This window comes from Bacillus sp. ISL-75 (assembly GCF_018613095.1).
In genome coordinates this window covers 1-14,227 of sequence record NZ_JAGGQX010000091.1, presented here as the reverse complement: position 1 = coordinate 14,227, position 14,227 = coordinate 1, and the positions used below count along the sequence as shown (strand labels likewise).

Sequence of the window (14,227 nt, the reverse complement as noted above, 5' to 3'; positions counted from 1 at the left end):
AGCCAGGAACATTTCGCACAACTCAAGCACCCATTAGTTCAACAAGGAAATCTATCAAATAAGGTTTATGTTCAATTAATAACACGATTTATATATAATATAATGTAAGAATCACATGATCAGTACTCATCATAATCAGAAAGGTGATAATAAAATGGATAATTTTTATCTGTTTGTCATTATGTGTATTTTTCTAATTATTTTACCCGGTCCCGATACGGCAATTGCTACAAAAAATACTGTCACCGTTGGGAGAATCGGAGGTCTTAAAACAGCTTTAGGTATTTGTTGTGCCCTTCTTATCCATACTTCTGCTGCTGTATTAGGTCTTTCAGCCATCATTGTGAAATCAGCATTATTATTTTCTGTCTTTAAATATGTTGGAGCTGTTTATTTAATTTATCTGGGTGTTAAGACATTATGGTCTTTGAAGAAAAAGGAAGAAACAGCAAGCGTTAAGATGAACACAAAAAGCCAGTTTGTAAACACATCTTGTTTTAAACAAGGGTTCATTACAAATATCCTAAATCCCAAAGTTGCTGTCTTTTTCTTAACCTTTTTGCCTCAATTCGTGGACTCTGGAAGCAATACCTTTATACCGTTTCTTATAATGGGTATAACTTATACTGTATTGACTGCCGTCTGGTTTTTACTTTATGTCTATTTAATTAATCAGATTAGTTCTTTTATGAAAAAACCTAAAACACAAGAAATTATTGAAGGAATCACAGGTACTATACTGATAGGTTTTGGTATAAAACTAGCTCTTGAAAAGACTCATAATTAGATCATTATTTATAATAGAAGACCCTTGATTTCCCTAAATCAAAGGGTCTTCTTTTTTGCCGGAATAAAATATCTTAATCAATCTATTGAACACAAAATAAAAAAGACCATTTTTGCCCAAGAAATTAGTTGCTTCTTCTTCCCTGCATAAATCGTTACCACACTATCTTTTTGCTTGTCACCGCTTATATCAACATAATATAAAGCAGATTCATATTTTCAATGGTACCAATCGGGAAATGTTATAAAACATTGTTAAGACCAGTGTGACCGTCTAGTTAAATGACACAGTTTTTGCTCAATTAAGTGACACACTTAAATGGAAATTAGATTAAAATAAATGTCCTTTGACACGGAGCCTCTACGAACATGATTTTCTTATAAAACGAAGTCAAACTGTTTTTAGCAAATAAAAAGGCATTATGTTTTATGAATATAAAAAGAGCCTAAATAAACAAGTAGTGAATAAAAACTTGCATAATTTAGGCTCTTTTTAGTTTATTCCTTGTTTCAGTAAAGCACCCTTTAGTTTAAGAACATAGCTTCACAAAGTTAATAAAATATATTTGCCAAGAATCAGCCTAATTTACGAGTGTGCTAATATCTCGTCGGTTTCTTTTTTCAGACAGGGAAGCAAGTGCAGATTCATTGAATCCTTTAACGAGGAGCCATACGGCTAAAATCATTTCATTAGCTGCTACTGGTAACGCCAAAATACCACCCCAAACAGAAACTTGTTGAATGACACCGAACATGACTAACAAGGCACAAATAAAAACAAGAGTTGCCCCTGTCATACCCAAGATTGATATAAACCTCGGTACGAGCTTTGTTTTATAAAATATATAACTGTACATCATCGTATTTAGCCCCAGCATGAAGAGGGGACCAAGCATAAATGTCCAGTCATGTACTGCCTTTAATACTATACCTGAAGCTTGAAAAGAAGCGGTATCCGGGGCTCCTGCTGCTACAAATTCCCGGCTTAAGGTCAATAGGGACAGTACGCTGATTACACCAACAGTAATGATAATCGCTTCAAGAAACCTGAAGCAAACATGCCAAAGAGCTATAGTTTCATTATACTTTCTTAAAATCGGAAACATGGTAGTTGAAGTACCAATCGCTGATGCGACAAGAGTTAACTCCATAAGCGCTCCTAGTATCACCTGGTTGGCGTGCTCGGAACCTATAATCAGGTAATCAGGACCTTTTAGGATTGGAGCGTATAAATTAAGACCTATTATCGCAGTAACGGCTGCAAGTATAAACAGTACCCCCACAATTTTTGCTGCTTTTTTGTTTGAATTCATTTTTTATCCCCTTCTCTTAATAAATTCAATAACGGTAAAGCAAAAACAATAATAGTTCTTACAGCGTTGTGTTGTCCCCATAAAAGAATACCTCTTCCAACGGTAAGTTAAAGGCGTGAGCAATGCGAAAAGCCAATTCTAGAGATGGGGAGTAGTTTCCCTTTTCGAGAGCCACGATTGTTTGTCTTGTTACGCCCGCCTTGTCAGCTAATTGCTGCTGAGTCATTTCATCATGGTTGAATCGTAATTTACGGATGTGATTGCCGACAAGATTTTTGCCCACTCTTACACTCCTTTCCGATAGTGATAAAATTTTGTAACGGAGCCGGTCACATCGGAAATGAATCCTGAAATGATTAGGATAATGAACATCACCTGAGACGGCTGATAGATGAACAGCGAACCCATTGCAAGAAGAAAGCCGACGATAAACACAAAAAAAGAATTTCGGTTCGCTTTCAAGTCAATTAACTTATCGAGTTCATCCGCAAATGTTGGTTCCTTTTCTCTGGTTGTTATTCTATAGACAATGTTAAAAATTATGCTGATAATGATATGTGAGACTATTGAAAACAAAGTAAGGATGAGGACGAAGGAACCCCAATAGCGAAAGGTTTCCGTCGACTCCAGACCCCCTCCGGGGTACCGCGGGTACATGTACAAGCAATAAGAACCGAAAATGAGTATGGCACTGAACAACGATACGATGCTCTTCTTTTCTTGATAGGTCATGGTTTACACCTCCTGTGTATTCCATTTTACACCAAGTAAGGTATAATGTACATAATGTATTATAAACTTTACATAAAGTAAACTATAGATTACGTTTAATAGTCCGGACACATCCTTATAGGGCAGTGTTCCGAGCTTTTGGAGACGTAACTGGTTTTGGGAATTTAATGAACGAATTACCGCATAACCGATTTTCTGGGTTGCAAAGCATCAACAGAAAGCAGACCAAAGCTGAAATAATACAGTCTTGGTCTGCTGTTTTAAGCTTAGTTTGTTATTCTAGAGAATTTCAACTCATTCACCCGTTATGGTTAAGTTATTAATAATTGAAAATCTCCTTTAAATAATCTGTTATGTTCAATAACTTGTAGATGTTGATGAAACTCTTACTCCACTAACCTGCCCCGTTAGTGCAGCAAGCATAACTTCACAAATATGTATAAATATTAGCTTATATACATTTTTTCTTGAGTATCGATTCATAAATTTACTGCCAAAACATACATTAATTAATTTCCAAAAATATCCAAACAAGGGTCTGCCTGATTAACCAAGGCAATCATGAATACCTCTCCATGTAAAAATGTACGTTTCAAACTGGAAAAAAGTGTCCCAAATTATCAAGCAAAAACTGTGTCATCTCTTTCAAGCGGTCAAAACAAGATAAAACATATGCAAAACAGAATTGGGGACACTAAAGATAGGAGATGATAGATATGAAATTAAAGATATTAATGTTATCTTTACTTGTTGTATTTTCTTTTGTTGCGCCGCAATTCATAAAAGCTGAATCAACTAATGGGGGATGTCAAAGAATTGCCTTCATATGGGAAGTATCCATGAAAAGTGACAGGATCTCTAAAATTAAAGTCATATCAGATGAAGCCAATCCGATTATGAACGAACTCATCCTGACGAAAGAATACAAAGAAAAATTTAATAAACAAATATATGGACCTGGTTATTTTCCCTTTAAGATTACACATGTGAGCGGAAAGATTTCTGGCGAGAAAATTACTTTATATTATAAGAATGTGAAAACGCCCTGTGTAGTGAAAATACAAGCAGAGCCAACCTCAGGCGAAATCATTTTGCCGAAAGGGAACATGTATAAACCAATAACGCTTCACAAAGGCTACAAAGGTTTTATCGGGGAATTACCGGAGGGATATGAATTAACCTTGTTAATCGATAATATCCAGTACAACGTAAAGTTGATCGGTGACAGTATCAATTATAAACCATCTAAACGTGATTTAATAAAGGTCGTAAATTCGATGTTTCCACCAAAATGACGACAGCGCTATTTGAAATATGTTGTTGCATAATGCTCCGCTCATCTTCTGTCATATCCTGGTGAAACGTTGTTCTCGGTGGAGTGGATTTTAACATAAAGTGAATTTTTTCTGTATTATTGCTTGAGATGTTATGCGATAGTTAGAATCTCCTCCATCAATATTAAATTGTTTTTCATTGTAAAGTAGACACTCAATTTCATTATTCCATAAAGCCCTTTTGTCATCACAGTGTATACAATTCAAGCAACTTCACATGCTTCACAGCTATCTATGGAAAATTAAAACATTTCAGCTAAGCAACTTGCGGAATTAACTTCTATCTTCGGCTCAAGTGATGCCTATTTATTCATGTTAGCTTTTTCTTTTGTGGCGTTAATTGTTGCATTCTTTATGCCTAAAAAAGCCGTAATACAAAAAAGCCAAAGTTAATCACATAACAGATTAAATTAACATTATTATTCATCGTATTTAAAATGAAAGCATATCTAAGACTTGTCGGATATGCTTTATTTTCAATACAGTTCCAAGCAATTCTTGTGAACCCAATCTGCACTTTTGTTGCTAGTTAAAAATGAATGGCTTTTCTATAACTTTGTGAAGAAATACACTTAAACGAAACTGCTCCGTTTGTAAAAAAGCGTCTCCACTTAATGTAGAACAAAAAAGACCTTTGATCTATAAAATCAAAGGTCAAAGTTGAACTTAGTGGTCTATGCTAAGTCCATTTTAGGAGGTCTAAACTCAGAAGAATTTAAACTATTATTATATTAACATAAAATGAATATTTATTCAATATTTTTAATAATTATACCTTAGCTATCATACTAATAGTTTTATTTTATTTTGTATAAATATTCTAAATATGTAAAAAAGCGAACTCAAAGAGTAAGCTTAACCTCTATAAACACTATCACATGTTCCAGGTTTTGGTTCATAAAAACAATGTTCTTTAAATTGACCAGATTGAGGTTGACCGTACCATGTTGGAGGGCATGGAGCATGTGGATTAAAATACCAAAGAGCAAATTTCGCTGGGTGGTCTCTCCAATAATCCAAATTCTGTTTTGCTAATCTTCTTTCAGAAGTTCTTGATCTTTGATAAAATACATTCCCTTTTTGAACTGCTTCAAAGGAAAAATTTCCTCCTTGTACTTGAAAAATGACTTGGTTAATTGCTCTTAAACCTTTAAAGTCTAAACAATTTGCTACAAGACGATTCACAATTACATTTCCAACATATAACATTCCCTGTTTTCCTTCACCTTCGGCTTCTGCTCTCATCATCCTTGCCATAATGTCTACGTCTGAACTTCGGTAACTTACTCTTGGCATTTTTCCACCCCCAAAATATAGTATGAAAAAAAGCCTACATTCATGTCATTGTTTATTTTATAAGAATGCTTAGTTTTTAAAGCTTACAGTTTTTAAGTAAAATGGAAACTATTGAATTCTTTTTATTTCTTTCTTCCACTATACTGCCCCGATAGTGGAAGAAAAAAAGCAGCAGAAGCAGCTGCCGTCTTAAACTTATTGCACCTGTTGAAGAACCACCTTCTCTACTTCAAACTGTGTAATAAATTCTAAAAATTCTTTTCAATAAATTTCACACGAACGTTCATTCGTGTATAATTTATATATGCTTTACTAAGGAGGAATTTTTATGAAGTCAATCGATTTAATTATTCTAAACTTTAATGAAGTAAGAAGGAGGAGCATAAAGGTCTGGACATCAATTCCTGAAGAAAAGCTTCACTGGAAGCCAGATGATAAAGCAATGAATTGCCTCGAAATGATTAGGCACGTACTAGAAAGCGAACATTATTATGACCTTGCAATTAGAAATAGAGGGAGTTTATCTGTTTTCGATTCCCCTTTCGAAAATCAGCCCTTCACTTCTGTAAATGCTGAATTGGAATTTGCAGAACCCTACCGAAAGCAATTCATAGATACTATTAAGTCATTTTCTGAAGGTGATTTAGAAAATATTAAAATTGACCGCTCTGAATCGGGGTACATAAGAGATTTAGGGGATATGCTTTTACGTGTTGCCTATCACGAATCCGTTCATACTGGGCAGTTATTGGATTATTTAAGGACATCAGGGGTTCCAAGAATCCGTATCTGGGATTAAGCAAATCCATTGGTGCTATCACAAAAGTGGTACACCTTTTTAATTACACAGGTTGTGTCAAATGTGGCATTAACGAGAATGATATTTTCATTTCTCTTCTTCCACTAATCTGCTCCGTTTGCACAATAGAAAAGCTGCCTTATGACAGCTACTTGCAGTTATGATCTTCAACTTTTGCATTCAGTTATTTTAACAAGAAAAAAGCCACTTGGATGGCAGCTAACTCTTTATTCCTTGCTCCCGTTCGTAGAAATATGGGGAAGAAATCGAATCCATTATGTCTCAAATATTAATTAATCTTTAGTTCCTAATACGTCTGTATATGGGGGGACATACCCCATCTGACGTATCATAGCTACAATTTGTCCCTTGTGATGAAATTCGTGAGTAAAGGTATGCATAAGCAATTTACCTGGCGTAATGGTTATTGTTTCTGGTTCTTCTCTCCAAGGGATCATCCTCTGAATCGGCTCATTTAATTGATTTCCGTGTAATTTAAATACCTCATTTACAAAAGAATCCACCAGTTCAAAGCGTGCCATTATTTCGTCCAATTTGAATTTTAGCAGGTCTTCCTTTGGAGTAAGTGGCTTCTTTGTTTCTAATAACACAAATGAACCAAGCCAAGCAATATAACAATCTGCTATGTGTACCAATGAGTCACGCACACTTTGCCAACCGTATCCATTTTGGCGGGTAAAATCATTTGGTTCTAGTTCCCTACAAAAGTCTAACAGCGTTCCTCGAGTCTGTCGGACCCATTCATATTCATTTTGATGGAACATTCTAAACACCTACTTTCCCGGAATAATAATACATATTCTAGATATGTAAAAATAAACCTTCTTCCAACTAACCTGCTAGTTAGTGGAACAAGAAAAAAAGTCGCCGAAGCAGCTTCCGTTCTTAAACTCTTGCACCCGATAGTTAAGTAGAAATCTTCACAATCTTTTCTTTACCCTAACAAGATTTAATAACTTAAATGTGTTGGGGCATTACAAAAAGACGCCTTCTTTAAAGAAAAGCGCCCGTTAATTGAAGATCGTGCAACAATAATTTTAGATTAATAGCACCCTATGATATTGCACAAAAGTCCTTTAGCCTTAGTAAAGTCAAAAATAATTTGTGATGAAGATTTATTTTAATTTTGCCTTTACAGGAATATTCCTTTTTAGGTATATTCAGAAAGAATATTGATTAAAAGGAGTTGCGAAAATAAGAGATGGATTATACAACAATCTTAAGCACTCTTGCCGAGCCCGAGGACGAAGGAAAAACAACCCTTACAATGATTGTGGTTCCCGTATCCCCGACTGAGGAAGAGATCAAAACCTTCGAGGATTCAAAAGAGCTGGCTCAGGCAGGATATACCGGAACCTTTGATCAATTAGATGTATACGTAACAAAGATATTACGTTTAAAATAGCCGCAGCAAAAAACACCGACCGGTGTTTTTTGTTATTTATGAGTATCCCCATAGCTAAAGTTAGAGGTTTTACTCTGCTTTTTGATAAATCAATGTATGTTATAATATCCGGTTTCTGTTAATTCAATGACCCGAATTTTCCAAACAAGATGGTCATTTATAAAAATCTCTACAGTCTGAGAATATTGGTCAAGAATCACTCTATTTATACTCCATATTTTCCCCAATCCCTGTATACAGTACATATTTTCCAGTCCAGGTTTTCTGCCTTCTCTAAGAAAAATTCGAGCAGAACCAATTCCGTTTGCTGGATAATGTCCGAGTTCTTCTACTTCATCACATGGTGTGGGCAATTGACCAAGGAGTCTTACAGTTATAAAGCCGTCTTTTCTAAATGCATCAGCTTCGGTAAGCATATAATTTTCTCCTCGTATTAATTTAATAAATTAACTGTAGTTTTATTATATGTATTCACCCATGGCATGGTACCTAAGTCTACACAGCCGCCAACCATTGTTCAACTCTAGCATCTATTAAAGTTAAGACAGGGTTGTTCTTTTTTAACTAAAGGTGATTCACTAACAAAAGTAATACCGCACTTATGAGTATCCCCTATCTAAAGCTAGGGGTGTTGTGCTTACTTGAAGTTCTCCTTTTCCTGTTCCATCCTTTAAAACCTTGTCTATTTTTCTCTTAGGTTCTGAATAAACAGGCTGTTTTATTAGGACAGTATCATCCCGTGATACATATAAATACAGTGTAAATATATTTATAAAATTTATGGGGGGAGAATTTTTTATGAGTAAAGACATGAATAAAGACATGAATAAAGACATCAATAAATATTTCATAGGAAAAGTAATCAGGGTTGATCGAGGCGGACCAGAATCCAGAATTGGGATGTTACTGGATGCAAGTGAAGATCATCTCTGCCTTCTGACGGAAGAAGACGGAGTCGTTTACTACAACACTAAACATATTAAAAGTTTTACAGATAAAATAAAGGGGGAGATGGAATTCAACATTGAAGTTCCTAAAGATTTGAAATTTAAAAAGGCGGATAATTTCCAAGACCTGCTTGACTCATTGAAATTAAAATGGGTACAAATTAATCGTGGCGGTCCTGAGAAGTTAGAGGGTGTAATCAGTGATGTAAGTAAAAATTTTGTTTCTTTGATCCATAATGAGGAATGCGTTCGTGTTTCCAGGTTCCACATTAAAAATATTAGTCATGGAGTAAAAGGTGCAAAGGCTGAATCCGAAAAACAAAAGTCACGTCAAAATAAAAAAAATAAGACCAAAAGTAGCAAAAAGGGACCCTTGCATAAAACAGCTGTTGAAGATGCTGATCTAATAAATCTCTTATCCTCGATGGAAAAGTTTTTACGAAATTATTCAAAAAACAAATGAATTTAAATTAGAAACATTTGCTTATAAGTCTTGCATCTTTTAGTTCAAGAAGGAGCCTCAATATTTTAATTAGAAAAAGCAGGCTAGGTTTCCCTATTCCTGCTTAAATCCCTTCAACTCCGATATATATGTCCATCTTCTTCAATGGTAAATTGTCTACCAAAATTGTAATAAAACAGCTTTTCTCCAGTTAAATAATATTCACCTAATAGAAATATTAGTGTAATTTGCTCCTCGCCTTCTACTTTTTCCATCTTACTTAAAGCGGATCTCTGCATTGCCATGAGACGCTGGACACACTTTAAACTCACTTAACTAAATTGAGCTTTACTCCTCGCTAAAGGTCATTAGCGATAAGTCAAAGTTTTGGCGTTATCTCTTTAACAAAACAACATTCGCTACATAGGTTAATATTATCTTCGCTTGATTTTATTGGTGTTCCGAATGTCGTAAAATTGGGATCGTTTTCAAATAACCATATCTATGTATCTACAAAGTAAGTGGGTTAATTGATAGTTCAGGACTGACTTAAAGGATTCTCAACTTCCTCCTTATCAACTCTTTCGAACATTTGATTATTTCCATGATATTTATCTACTCGCGGAGTTTCCCAGTATATCGACTTCAAAAACCCCTTGTCCCATCTTACTAGGCAATAATAGAGTCTATTATTAAGAACGGAGGAACAAGAACATTCATGAATTTACCTGTTTACTGGCCTTATTTAAATCAGCCTTGTCCGTGCTATCTCTGTTACTATTATCTGTTTCCTAAACCATCAATGCACTTGTCTGGATCAATATTTCCAATACAAATAGCACCCTTCTTATCAGTTCAACCCGTACTTATACCATCTATTTGGAGTAACTTATCCAAAACTACTTATGGTCTTCACCCAGGTAACTACGTGACTAACACCAAGCCTATTGATCTGCTGATTTTCGCCCCTCATCCCGACGACGAGACGCTAGGGACAGCGGGTGTGATCATGCGCTCAGTGGCGGCAGGAAAGCGGGTTCATGTTGTTATCTTTACGAATGGAGATGGTTACCCGAGGGCTGCCTCCCAGCTGCTCAAGAAGAACATTGACGAGCTCCGTCCCGAGGATTACTTCGAATTGGCGCGGGTGCGCCAGTTCGAAGTGTATGCTGCTACGGCGGGGTTGGGACTAAAGCCGTCGGATATTACCTTCCTGGGCTATCCCGATGCCGGACTAGATCGTGTCTATAAGTCCGAGGGCCCCGAGCCTTTCCAGCAACGCTTTACCCTGATGAGAAGAACATATGGTATGGTACACCCGGACTATCACACGCTTGTTTATGGCATGCCTGCGCCCTATCTGAAGGAATTTGCCCTCTCCGATACAATGGACCTGATTAGGTGTCTGCAGCCAAAGGAAATCTACGTCACCGACGGTGCGGATGAGCACCCCGATCATAAGGCAGCTTACTTGTTTGTTCGTGACGCCGTGCAGGCTACTGGTTACAAAGGGCACGTGTATACCTATTTGATCCACAGCGGACCAGACTCCCAATGGCCATGGCCACGTGGGATTACCCCCAGATTGCCGTTTGAGTCACATGAGTATAAAGAAGAGCAAATTCCCAGCTTTGTACAGTGGCCTCCGCCAGTGCGGGTGCCAATGACCGAAACTGAAGCCATTCGAAAGTTGAAAGCGATTAGGGCTTATCGCTCGCAGCTTGCTACGGACAGGGAATATCTCGAATCGTTTATAAAGAATGAAGAAATTTTTTGGTGTTTGGGTGGAGGTAATACTGAATAATATAAATCATATGCCTGGCGACAGTATGTTTCTAGTGACTCTGCTTATATGGATGAAGATGGTTATTTTGGGTTTTAAGGCCGTATAGATGAGCGCTTTTAGCTCCTACATAACCATTTCCAAATCCATCGTTTTGCATTTCCTTCCTTTATAAACATACCCACCTCATTGTAACCTTGCTTCCCAATAAACTTTATCTAAACTGTACACTGAGTTTACAGGGCCTTAATATTCAGATGATAGGATTGGTTTAACAACGATTGAGGAGGCAGTATAGATGAATGTGCGTGCAATATTTATTGATATGGATGGTACACTACTAAATGCGTCAAACACCATTTCCCGCCGAAATATGGAAGCAATTTATAGGCTCATTAATCAGGGAGTCAAGGTTTTTCTAGCTACTGGTCGACATTATGAAGTAACCGCTCCCTACCATAAAGAAATTGGATTACGAACTCCTATGATCTGTTTGAATGGTGCCGCTATTCACGATGCAGAGACAGGAAGAGCTTTGCAAATGAAAATCGTCCGACTGAACGAAGAACGATTCCACCATCTGACCGCTGAAAATCCTTGTAATGTTATTATCCATACTGCAAATGGGCTTTATTGTAAGGAAACAAATGAAGAAATCGATTATTGGACAACAGTTGGGCAAATTCCGCCACGGTATATCGGGGATTTAAGACAGGCAAATTATCAAGATGTTCTTAAATATAGTGTTCGAACAGGTGCACCAAGTTCTGAATTATCCGCTTTGTTTAAAAAGGAAGCAGAAGTCATCAATTGGAATGACGGGTTTGAAATGGTTGCTCCTAATGTTTCCAAATGGTCTGCTATAAAAAGTCTACTTCGTACATTTCGAATTAGTCCAAATGAAGTGGTAGCTATTGGAGACGGACCCAATGATTTAGAGATGCTTCGTCATGTCGGTACTGGTGTGGCAATGGGGAACGCTAGCGAAGAGGTTAAAGCAGCAGCTGATTTTGTTACAGGACACCACGAAAATGATGGATTAGCTGAGTTTATAGAACGTTATCTTCATAGATCATATGAATCAAATGTGATTTAGGGCTATTTAAAATAACTTTTTGTAATAAAAAATGACAGGTGTAATCTATTTCGTTAGATTCATACCTGTCATTTTTTATTTCGTTGGTATATGTTCTCGCTGACATTTTGCGGATTTTATACGAAAAAAGCTTAATATTTTGTTATAATAGAGCACAGATAATTGTATCTAGATTGGACTAGAGGTGAATCAAAATGTATTGGACTCCATTATTTGAAAATGATGTACCAGTAGTACTCTTCGTCTCTTAATGGAGTGAAGGTGACTACCTCTCTCCGTTAGGGGCATTTTCGACCTAAATAAAAAACGGAGGGTATTAAAAATGAAAAACACCATATTAGGTTCTATATATTTAGCTTTAGCTTCCAGTATTTGGGGTGGTATGTACGTTGTTGTAAAAATTGTAGTATCCGTCATACCTCCACTGGAACTTGTGTGGATGAGATATTTAGTGGCTATTGTCTCACTTCTCGTTATCGGCTTAATAACACGACAAAAATGGCGAATCGAGAAACGTCATTTCTTAATAATCATAGCCATTGGAATAATTGGTAATGCGATTTCAATTGTTACACAGGAAACTGGTACAATGCTTTCGTCAGCACAAATGGGAGCCATAATAACTTCTTCAACACCAGCATTTATGGTTATTTTTGCTCGCATACTCCTTAAAGAACGGTTGACGTTAAAAAAGGGACTCTCCGTTTGTTTAGCAACAATTGGGGTTTTTCTCATTGTTGGAGTCGGTCATATGGATTTGTCCAATAAACTTGGTGGTATTTCACTGCTTATTGCTGCTTTGACATGGGCACTCATGTCTGTACTTGTAAAGCGTGTGCCGAGTAATTATTCACAAATTGTAGTAACGACGTATTCCATCTTGGTAGCCCTAATCGTGTTGACCCCATTTGTTTTGCCACGGTTACACGCAATTAATATCTCGCAATTGACTCACCCGACTATTTGGGGTGGACTCTTGTATTTGGGTATTATATCAACCGCATGTGGATTTCTACTTTGGAATCGTGGATTACAAATGCTTAACGCCTCAAGTGGAGGGCTATTTTTCTTCTTTCAACCCGTGGTTGGAACATTACTTGGATGGCTTATTCTAAATGAGAACATAGGTGTAACGTTTTGGATTGGCTCTATCCTAATTCTCACAGGTGTTTTATTCGTTATCATCGAGAAAAAATAGTAATTAAACCCCTTCAACTATATTGAAGGCGTTTTACTTGAATATTTGCACGTAGGAATAGTACCAGCGTTCGTGTAACCAGGGGCAAAGTAGATATTGCTCATTTACCTCTTGCCCCCATTGGTTACTAGTTAGACGTATTAATTTTTTTGCATCTTACGATATAAAGTCATTCTAGAGATACCAGCTTTCTCTGCAGCATCCGTACCTAATTTCTATTGATGATCCTTCAGTTGCTGACCTTCATTTTAATCTTATCCATAAGTTTGCAAAATGTTACTTATTACTGATTTCATATTCAAAGATTTTTCATATCCTGTCTGTTCTATGACAATCTCAATTCCAACATTTTTTAGAACCTCTTTCGCCCCCTTAATCCGATCATTCACAGTTGGATTAGTTTTTGTATCATGAATAAAAACTACTAGATCACCTGGCTGAAGACTGGAAGATAATATTTCTCCAGCCACTTCTCCTAATCTAAGGTGATCTGTCCCAATAAAAGTAGTTTTACCTTTCCATCGAGCATCTTGATTCAACATTAACACGGGAATACTTCTTTTTTCATATTCCTTTAATACAGGAATAGTAGCAGCTGGTTGAATTGGGGTAACAATTAGTGCAGCCGGTTTTTGTTCTAGAACATCTTTCAACATAGCAATCTGTTCTTATGCTGAATACTGTGAATCGGGCGCAATTACTTTCCCATCTATATCAAAATCAGCAAATCCTTTTTCTATTCCTGCTTTGACGGTTTTCGAATAATCAGTGTTTAATTTTTGTAAAACCACAACAACTTTAGAACTTGCATCTCCTTTAAGAAACTTTGTTATAAATCCTATTAAAACAGTAAGGAAAACTACAAAAACCAATGGAGCCATCCATTTTTTCATGATTCACCATCCTCTCATGCTACTGAAAGGGTTTGTTGATATAGATCAAGATTGGAAACACGGCCCTTGCATGTATGTAACAATCCGTCCTTATAATAATCAATAGTGATTAAACGGTTTTTTGTTAATTCTCTTAAAATCATACAATTATCTCCTTTCCAACCCCCCTCTGTTAGGATAGA

General features: G+C 36.5%; 16 protein-coding genes and 3 pseudogenes. 9 read left to right on the top strand and 10 right to left on the bottom strand.

Annotation, left to right across the window (positions count from 1 at the left end):
* The first annotated feature begins 154 nt into the window (after positions 1 to 154).
* Positions 155 to 787 (top strand): LysE family translocator, encoded by a 633-nt coding sequence (locus J7E63_RS28535; protein WP_215018647.1) that lies wholly within the window; start codon positions 155 to 157, stop codon positions 785 to 787.
* Positions 788 to 1,367: 580 nt separating this feature from the next.
* Here the strand turns inward: J7E63_RS28535 and J7E63_RS28530 are convergent.
* From J7E63_RS28530 to J7E63_RS28520, 3 genes are read right to left on the bottom strand one after another with little or no spacing between them, the layout of a single operon-like run.
* Complete coding sequence (locus J7E63_RS28530; RefSeq protein WP_215018645.1) at positions 1,368 to 2,099, bottom strand: DUF4386 domain-containing protein; 732 nt, start codon at positions 2,097 to 2,099, stop codon at positions 1,368 to 1,370.
* A gap of 58 nt (positions 2,100 to 2,157) precedes the next feature.
* On the bottom strand, positions 2,158 to 2,382 hold the full coding sequence (locus J7E63_RS28525; RefSeq protein ID WP_215018643.1) for a helix-turn-helix transcriptional regulator: 225 nt from the start codon (positions 2,380 to 2,382) through the stop codon (positions 2,158 to 2,160).
* A 2-nt stretch (positions 2,383 to 2,384) separates the two neighbouring features.
* Entirely contained in the window at positions 2,385 to 2,831 is a 447-nt protein-coding gene (locus J7E63_RS28520) for a hypothetical protein (RefSeq protein WP_215018641.1), read from the bottom strand.
* A 716-nt stretch (positions 2,832 to 3,547) separates the two neighbouring features.
* Here J7E63_RS28520 and J7E63_RS28515 point away from each other — a divergent pair.
* Positions 3,548 to 4,126, top strand: coding sequence for a hypothetical protein (locus tag J7E63_RS28515; protein WP_215018640.1), 579 nt, complete (start codon positions 3,548 to 3,550; stop codon positions 4,124 to 4,126).
* Positions 4,127 to 4,348: 222 nt separating this feature from the next.
* Positions 4,349 to 4,558, top strand: a pseudogene (locus tag J7E63_RS30020) (MFS transporter); the annotation flags it as partial.
* A gap of 462 nt (positions 4,559 to 5,020) precedes the next feature.
* Here the strand turns inward: J7E63_RS30020 and J7E63_RS28510 are convergent.
* The gene (locus J7E63_RS28510; RefSeq protein WP_215018638.1) at positions 5,021 to 5,461 is read right to left on the bottom strand and encodes a cell wall hydrolase; all 441 of its coding nucleotides are present in this window, start codon (positions 5,459 to 5,461) and stop codon (positions 5,021 to 5,023) included.
* Between the two features lie 328 nt (positions 5,462 to 5,789).
* Between J7E63_RS28510 and J7E63_RS28505 the strand changes: the two genes are divergently transcribed.
* Positions 5,790 to 6,260 (top strand): DinB family protein, encoded by a 471-nt coding sequence (locus J7E63_RS28505; RefSeq protein WP_215018636.1) that lies wholly within the window; start codon positions 5,790 to 5,792, stop codon positions 6,258 to 6,260.
* Between the two features lie 293 nt (positions 6,261 to 6,553).
* Here J7E63_RS28505 and J7E63_RS28500 read toward each other — a convergent pair whose 3' ends face one another.
* Positions 6,554 to 7,045 carry a DinB family protein gene (locus J7E63_RS28500; RefSeq protein WP_215018634.1) on the bottom strand — a complete coding sequence of 164 codons (492 nt, stop codon included), beginning with the start codon at positions 7,043 to 7,045 and terminating at the stop codon, positions 6,554 to 6,556.
* Between the two features lie 437 nt (positions 7,046 to 7,482).
* Here J7E63_RS28500 and J7E63_RS28495 point away from each other — a divergent pair, with 437 nt between their 5' ends.
* Positions 7,483 to 7,686 carry a hypothetical protein gene (locus J7E63_RS28495; protein WP_215018632.1) on the top strand — a complete coding sequence of 68 codons (204 nt, stop codon included), beginning with the start codon at positions 7,483 to 7,485 and terminating at the stop codon, positions 7,684 to 7,686.
* Between the two features lie 89 nt (positions 7,687 to 7,775).
* Here the strand turns inward: J7E63_RS28495 and J7E63_RS28490 are convergent, their stop codons facing one another.
* The gene (locus J7E63_RS28490) at positions 7,776 to 8,102 is read right to left on the bottom strand and encodes a hypothetical protein (protein ID WP_215018630.1); all 327 of its coding nucleotides are present in this window, start codon (positions 8,100 to 8,102) and stop codon (positions 7,776 to 7,778) included.
* A gap of 382 nt (positions 8,103 to 8,484) precedes the next feature.
* Between J7E63_RS28490 and J7E63_RS28485 the strand changes: the two genes are divergently transcribed.
* The 4 genes from J7E63_RS28485 (at position 8,485) to J7E63_RS28470 (ending at position 13,152) form a co-directional block, all read left to right on the top strand.
* On the top strand, positions 8,485 to 9,096 hold the full coding sequence (locus J7E63_RS28485) for a hypothetical protein (RefSeq protein ID WP_215018628.1): 612 nt from the start codon (positions 8,485 to 8,487) through the stop codon (positions 9,094 to 9,096).
* A 697-nt stretch (positions 9,097 to 9,793) separates the two neighbouring features.
* Positions 9,794 to 10,879, top strand: a complete 1,086-nt coding sequence (locus J7E63_RS28480) for a PIG-L deacetylase family protein (RefSeq protein WP_215018626.1) — start codon at positions 9,794 to 9,796, stop codon at positions 10,877 to 10,879.
* A 277-nt stretch (positions 10,880 to 11,156) separates the two neighbouring features.
* Positions 11,157 to 11,954: an HAD family hydrolase gene (locus J7E63_RS28475; RefSeq protein ID WP_215018624.1), complete on the top strand. Its 798-nt coding sequence runs from the start codon at positions 11,157 to 11,159 to the stop codon at positions 11,952 to 11,954.
* A 322-nt stretch (positions 11,955 to 12,276) separates the two neighbouring features.
* Entirely contained in the window at positions 12,277 to 13,152 is an 876-nt protein-coding gene (locus J7E63_RS28470; RefSeq protein WP_215018622.1) for a DMT family transporter, read from the top strand.
* 140 nt (positions 13,153 to 13,292) lie between these two features.
* Here the strand turns inward: J7E63_RS28470 and J7E63_RS30270 are convergent.
* From J7E63_RS30270 to J7E63_RS30710, 4 genes and pseudogenes are all read right to left on the bottom strand, one after another.
* Positions 13,293 to 13,355: pseudogene (locus J7E63_RS30270) on the bottom strand (helix-turn-helix domain-containing protein); the annotation flags it as partial.
* 51 nt (positions 13,356 to 13,406) lie between these two features.
* Complete coding sequence (locus J7E63_RS28460) at positions 13,407 to 13,808, bottom strand: sugar ABC transporter substrate-binding protein (protein ID WP_215018620.1); 402 nt, start codon at positions 13,806 to 13,808, stop codon at positions 13,407 to 13,409.
* Between the two features lie 12 nt (positions 13,809 to 13,820).
* Positions 13,821 to 14,045 (bottom strand): hypothetical protein, encoded by a 225-nt coding sequence (locus J7E63_RS28455; protein WP_215018618.1) that lies wholly within the window; start codon positions 14,043 to 14,045, stop codon positions 13,821 to 13,823.
* A 20-nt stretch (positions 14,046 to 14,065) separates the two neighbouring features.
* Positions 14,066 to 14,224 (bottom strand): annotated as a pseudogene (locus tag J7E63_RS30710) (YolD-like family protein); the annotation flags it as partial.
* Positions 14,225 to 14,227 lie beyond the last annotated feature (3 nt).

What these genes read in the sequence shown, in the direction of transcription:
- J7E63_RS28460 (WP_215018620.1), bottom strand. Translation starts at nt 13,808, where the DNA reads ATGTTGAAAGATGTTCTAGAACAAAAACCGGCTGCACTAATTGTTACC.
- J7E63_RS28470 (WP_215018622.1), top strand. Translation starts at nt 12,277, where the DNA reads ATGAAAAACACCATATTAGGTTCTATATATTTAGCTTTAGCTTCCAGT.
- J7E63_RS28520 (WP_215018641.1), bottom strand. Translation starts at nt 2,831, where the DNA reads ATGACCTATCAAGAAAAGAAGAGCATCGTATCGTTGTTCAGTGCCATA.
- J7E63_RS28490 (WP_215018630.1), bottom strand. Translation starts at nt 8,102, where the DNA reads ATGCTTACCGAAGCTGATGCATTTAGAAAAGACGGCTTTATAACTGTA.
- J7E63_RS28515 (WP_215018640.1), top strand. Translation starts at nt 3,548, where the DNA reads ATGAAATTAAAGATATTAATGTTATCTTTACTTGTTGTATTTTCTTTT.
- J7E63_RS28475 (WP_215018624.1), top strand. Translation starts at nt 11,157, where the DNA reads ATGAATGTGCGTGCAATATTTATTGATATGGATGGTACACTACTAAAT.
- J7E63_RS28455 (WP_215018618.1), bottom strand. Translation starts at nt 14,045, where the DNA reads ATGAAAAAATGGATGGCTCCATTGGTTTTTGTAGTTTTCCTTACTGTT.
- J7E63_RS28480 (WP_215018626.1), top strand. Translation starts at nt 9,794, where the DNA reads ATGAATTTACCTGTTTACTGGCCTTATTTAAATCAGCCTTGTCCGTGC.
- J7E63_RS28505 (WP_215018636.1), top strand. Translation starts at nt 5,790, where the DNA reads ATGAAGTCAATCGATTTAATTATTCTAAACTTTAATGAAGTAAGAAGG.
- J7E63_RS28530 (WP_215018645.1), bottom strand. Translation starts at nt 2,099, where the DNA reads ATGAATTCAAACAAAAAAGCAGCAAAAATTGTGGGGGTACTGTTTATA.
- J7E63_RS28485 (WP_215018628.1), top strand. Translation starts at nt 8,485, where the DNA reads ATGAGTAAAGACATGAATAAAGACATGAATAAAGACATCAATAAATAT.
- J7E63_RS28535 (WP_215018647.1), top strand. Translation starts at nt 155, where the DNA reads ATGGATAATTTTTATCTGTTTGTCATTATGTGTATTTTTCTAATTATT.
- J7E63_RS28495 (WP_215018632.1), top strand. Translation starts at nt 7,483, where the DNA reads ATGGATTATACAACAATCTTAAGCACTCTTGCCGAGCCCGAGGACGAA.
- J7E63_RS28500 (WP_215018634.1), bottom strand. Translation starts at nt 7,045, where the DNA reads ATGTTCCATCAAAATGAATATGAATGGGTCCGACAGACTCGAGGAACG.
- J7E63_RS28510 (WP_215018638.1), bottom strand. Translation starts at nt 5,461, where the DNA reads ATGCCAAGAGTAAGTTACCGAAGTTCAGACGTAGACATTATGGCAAGG.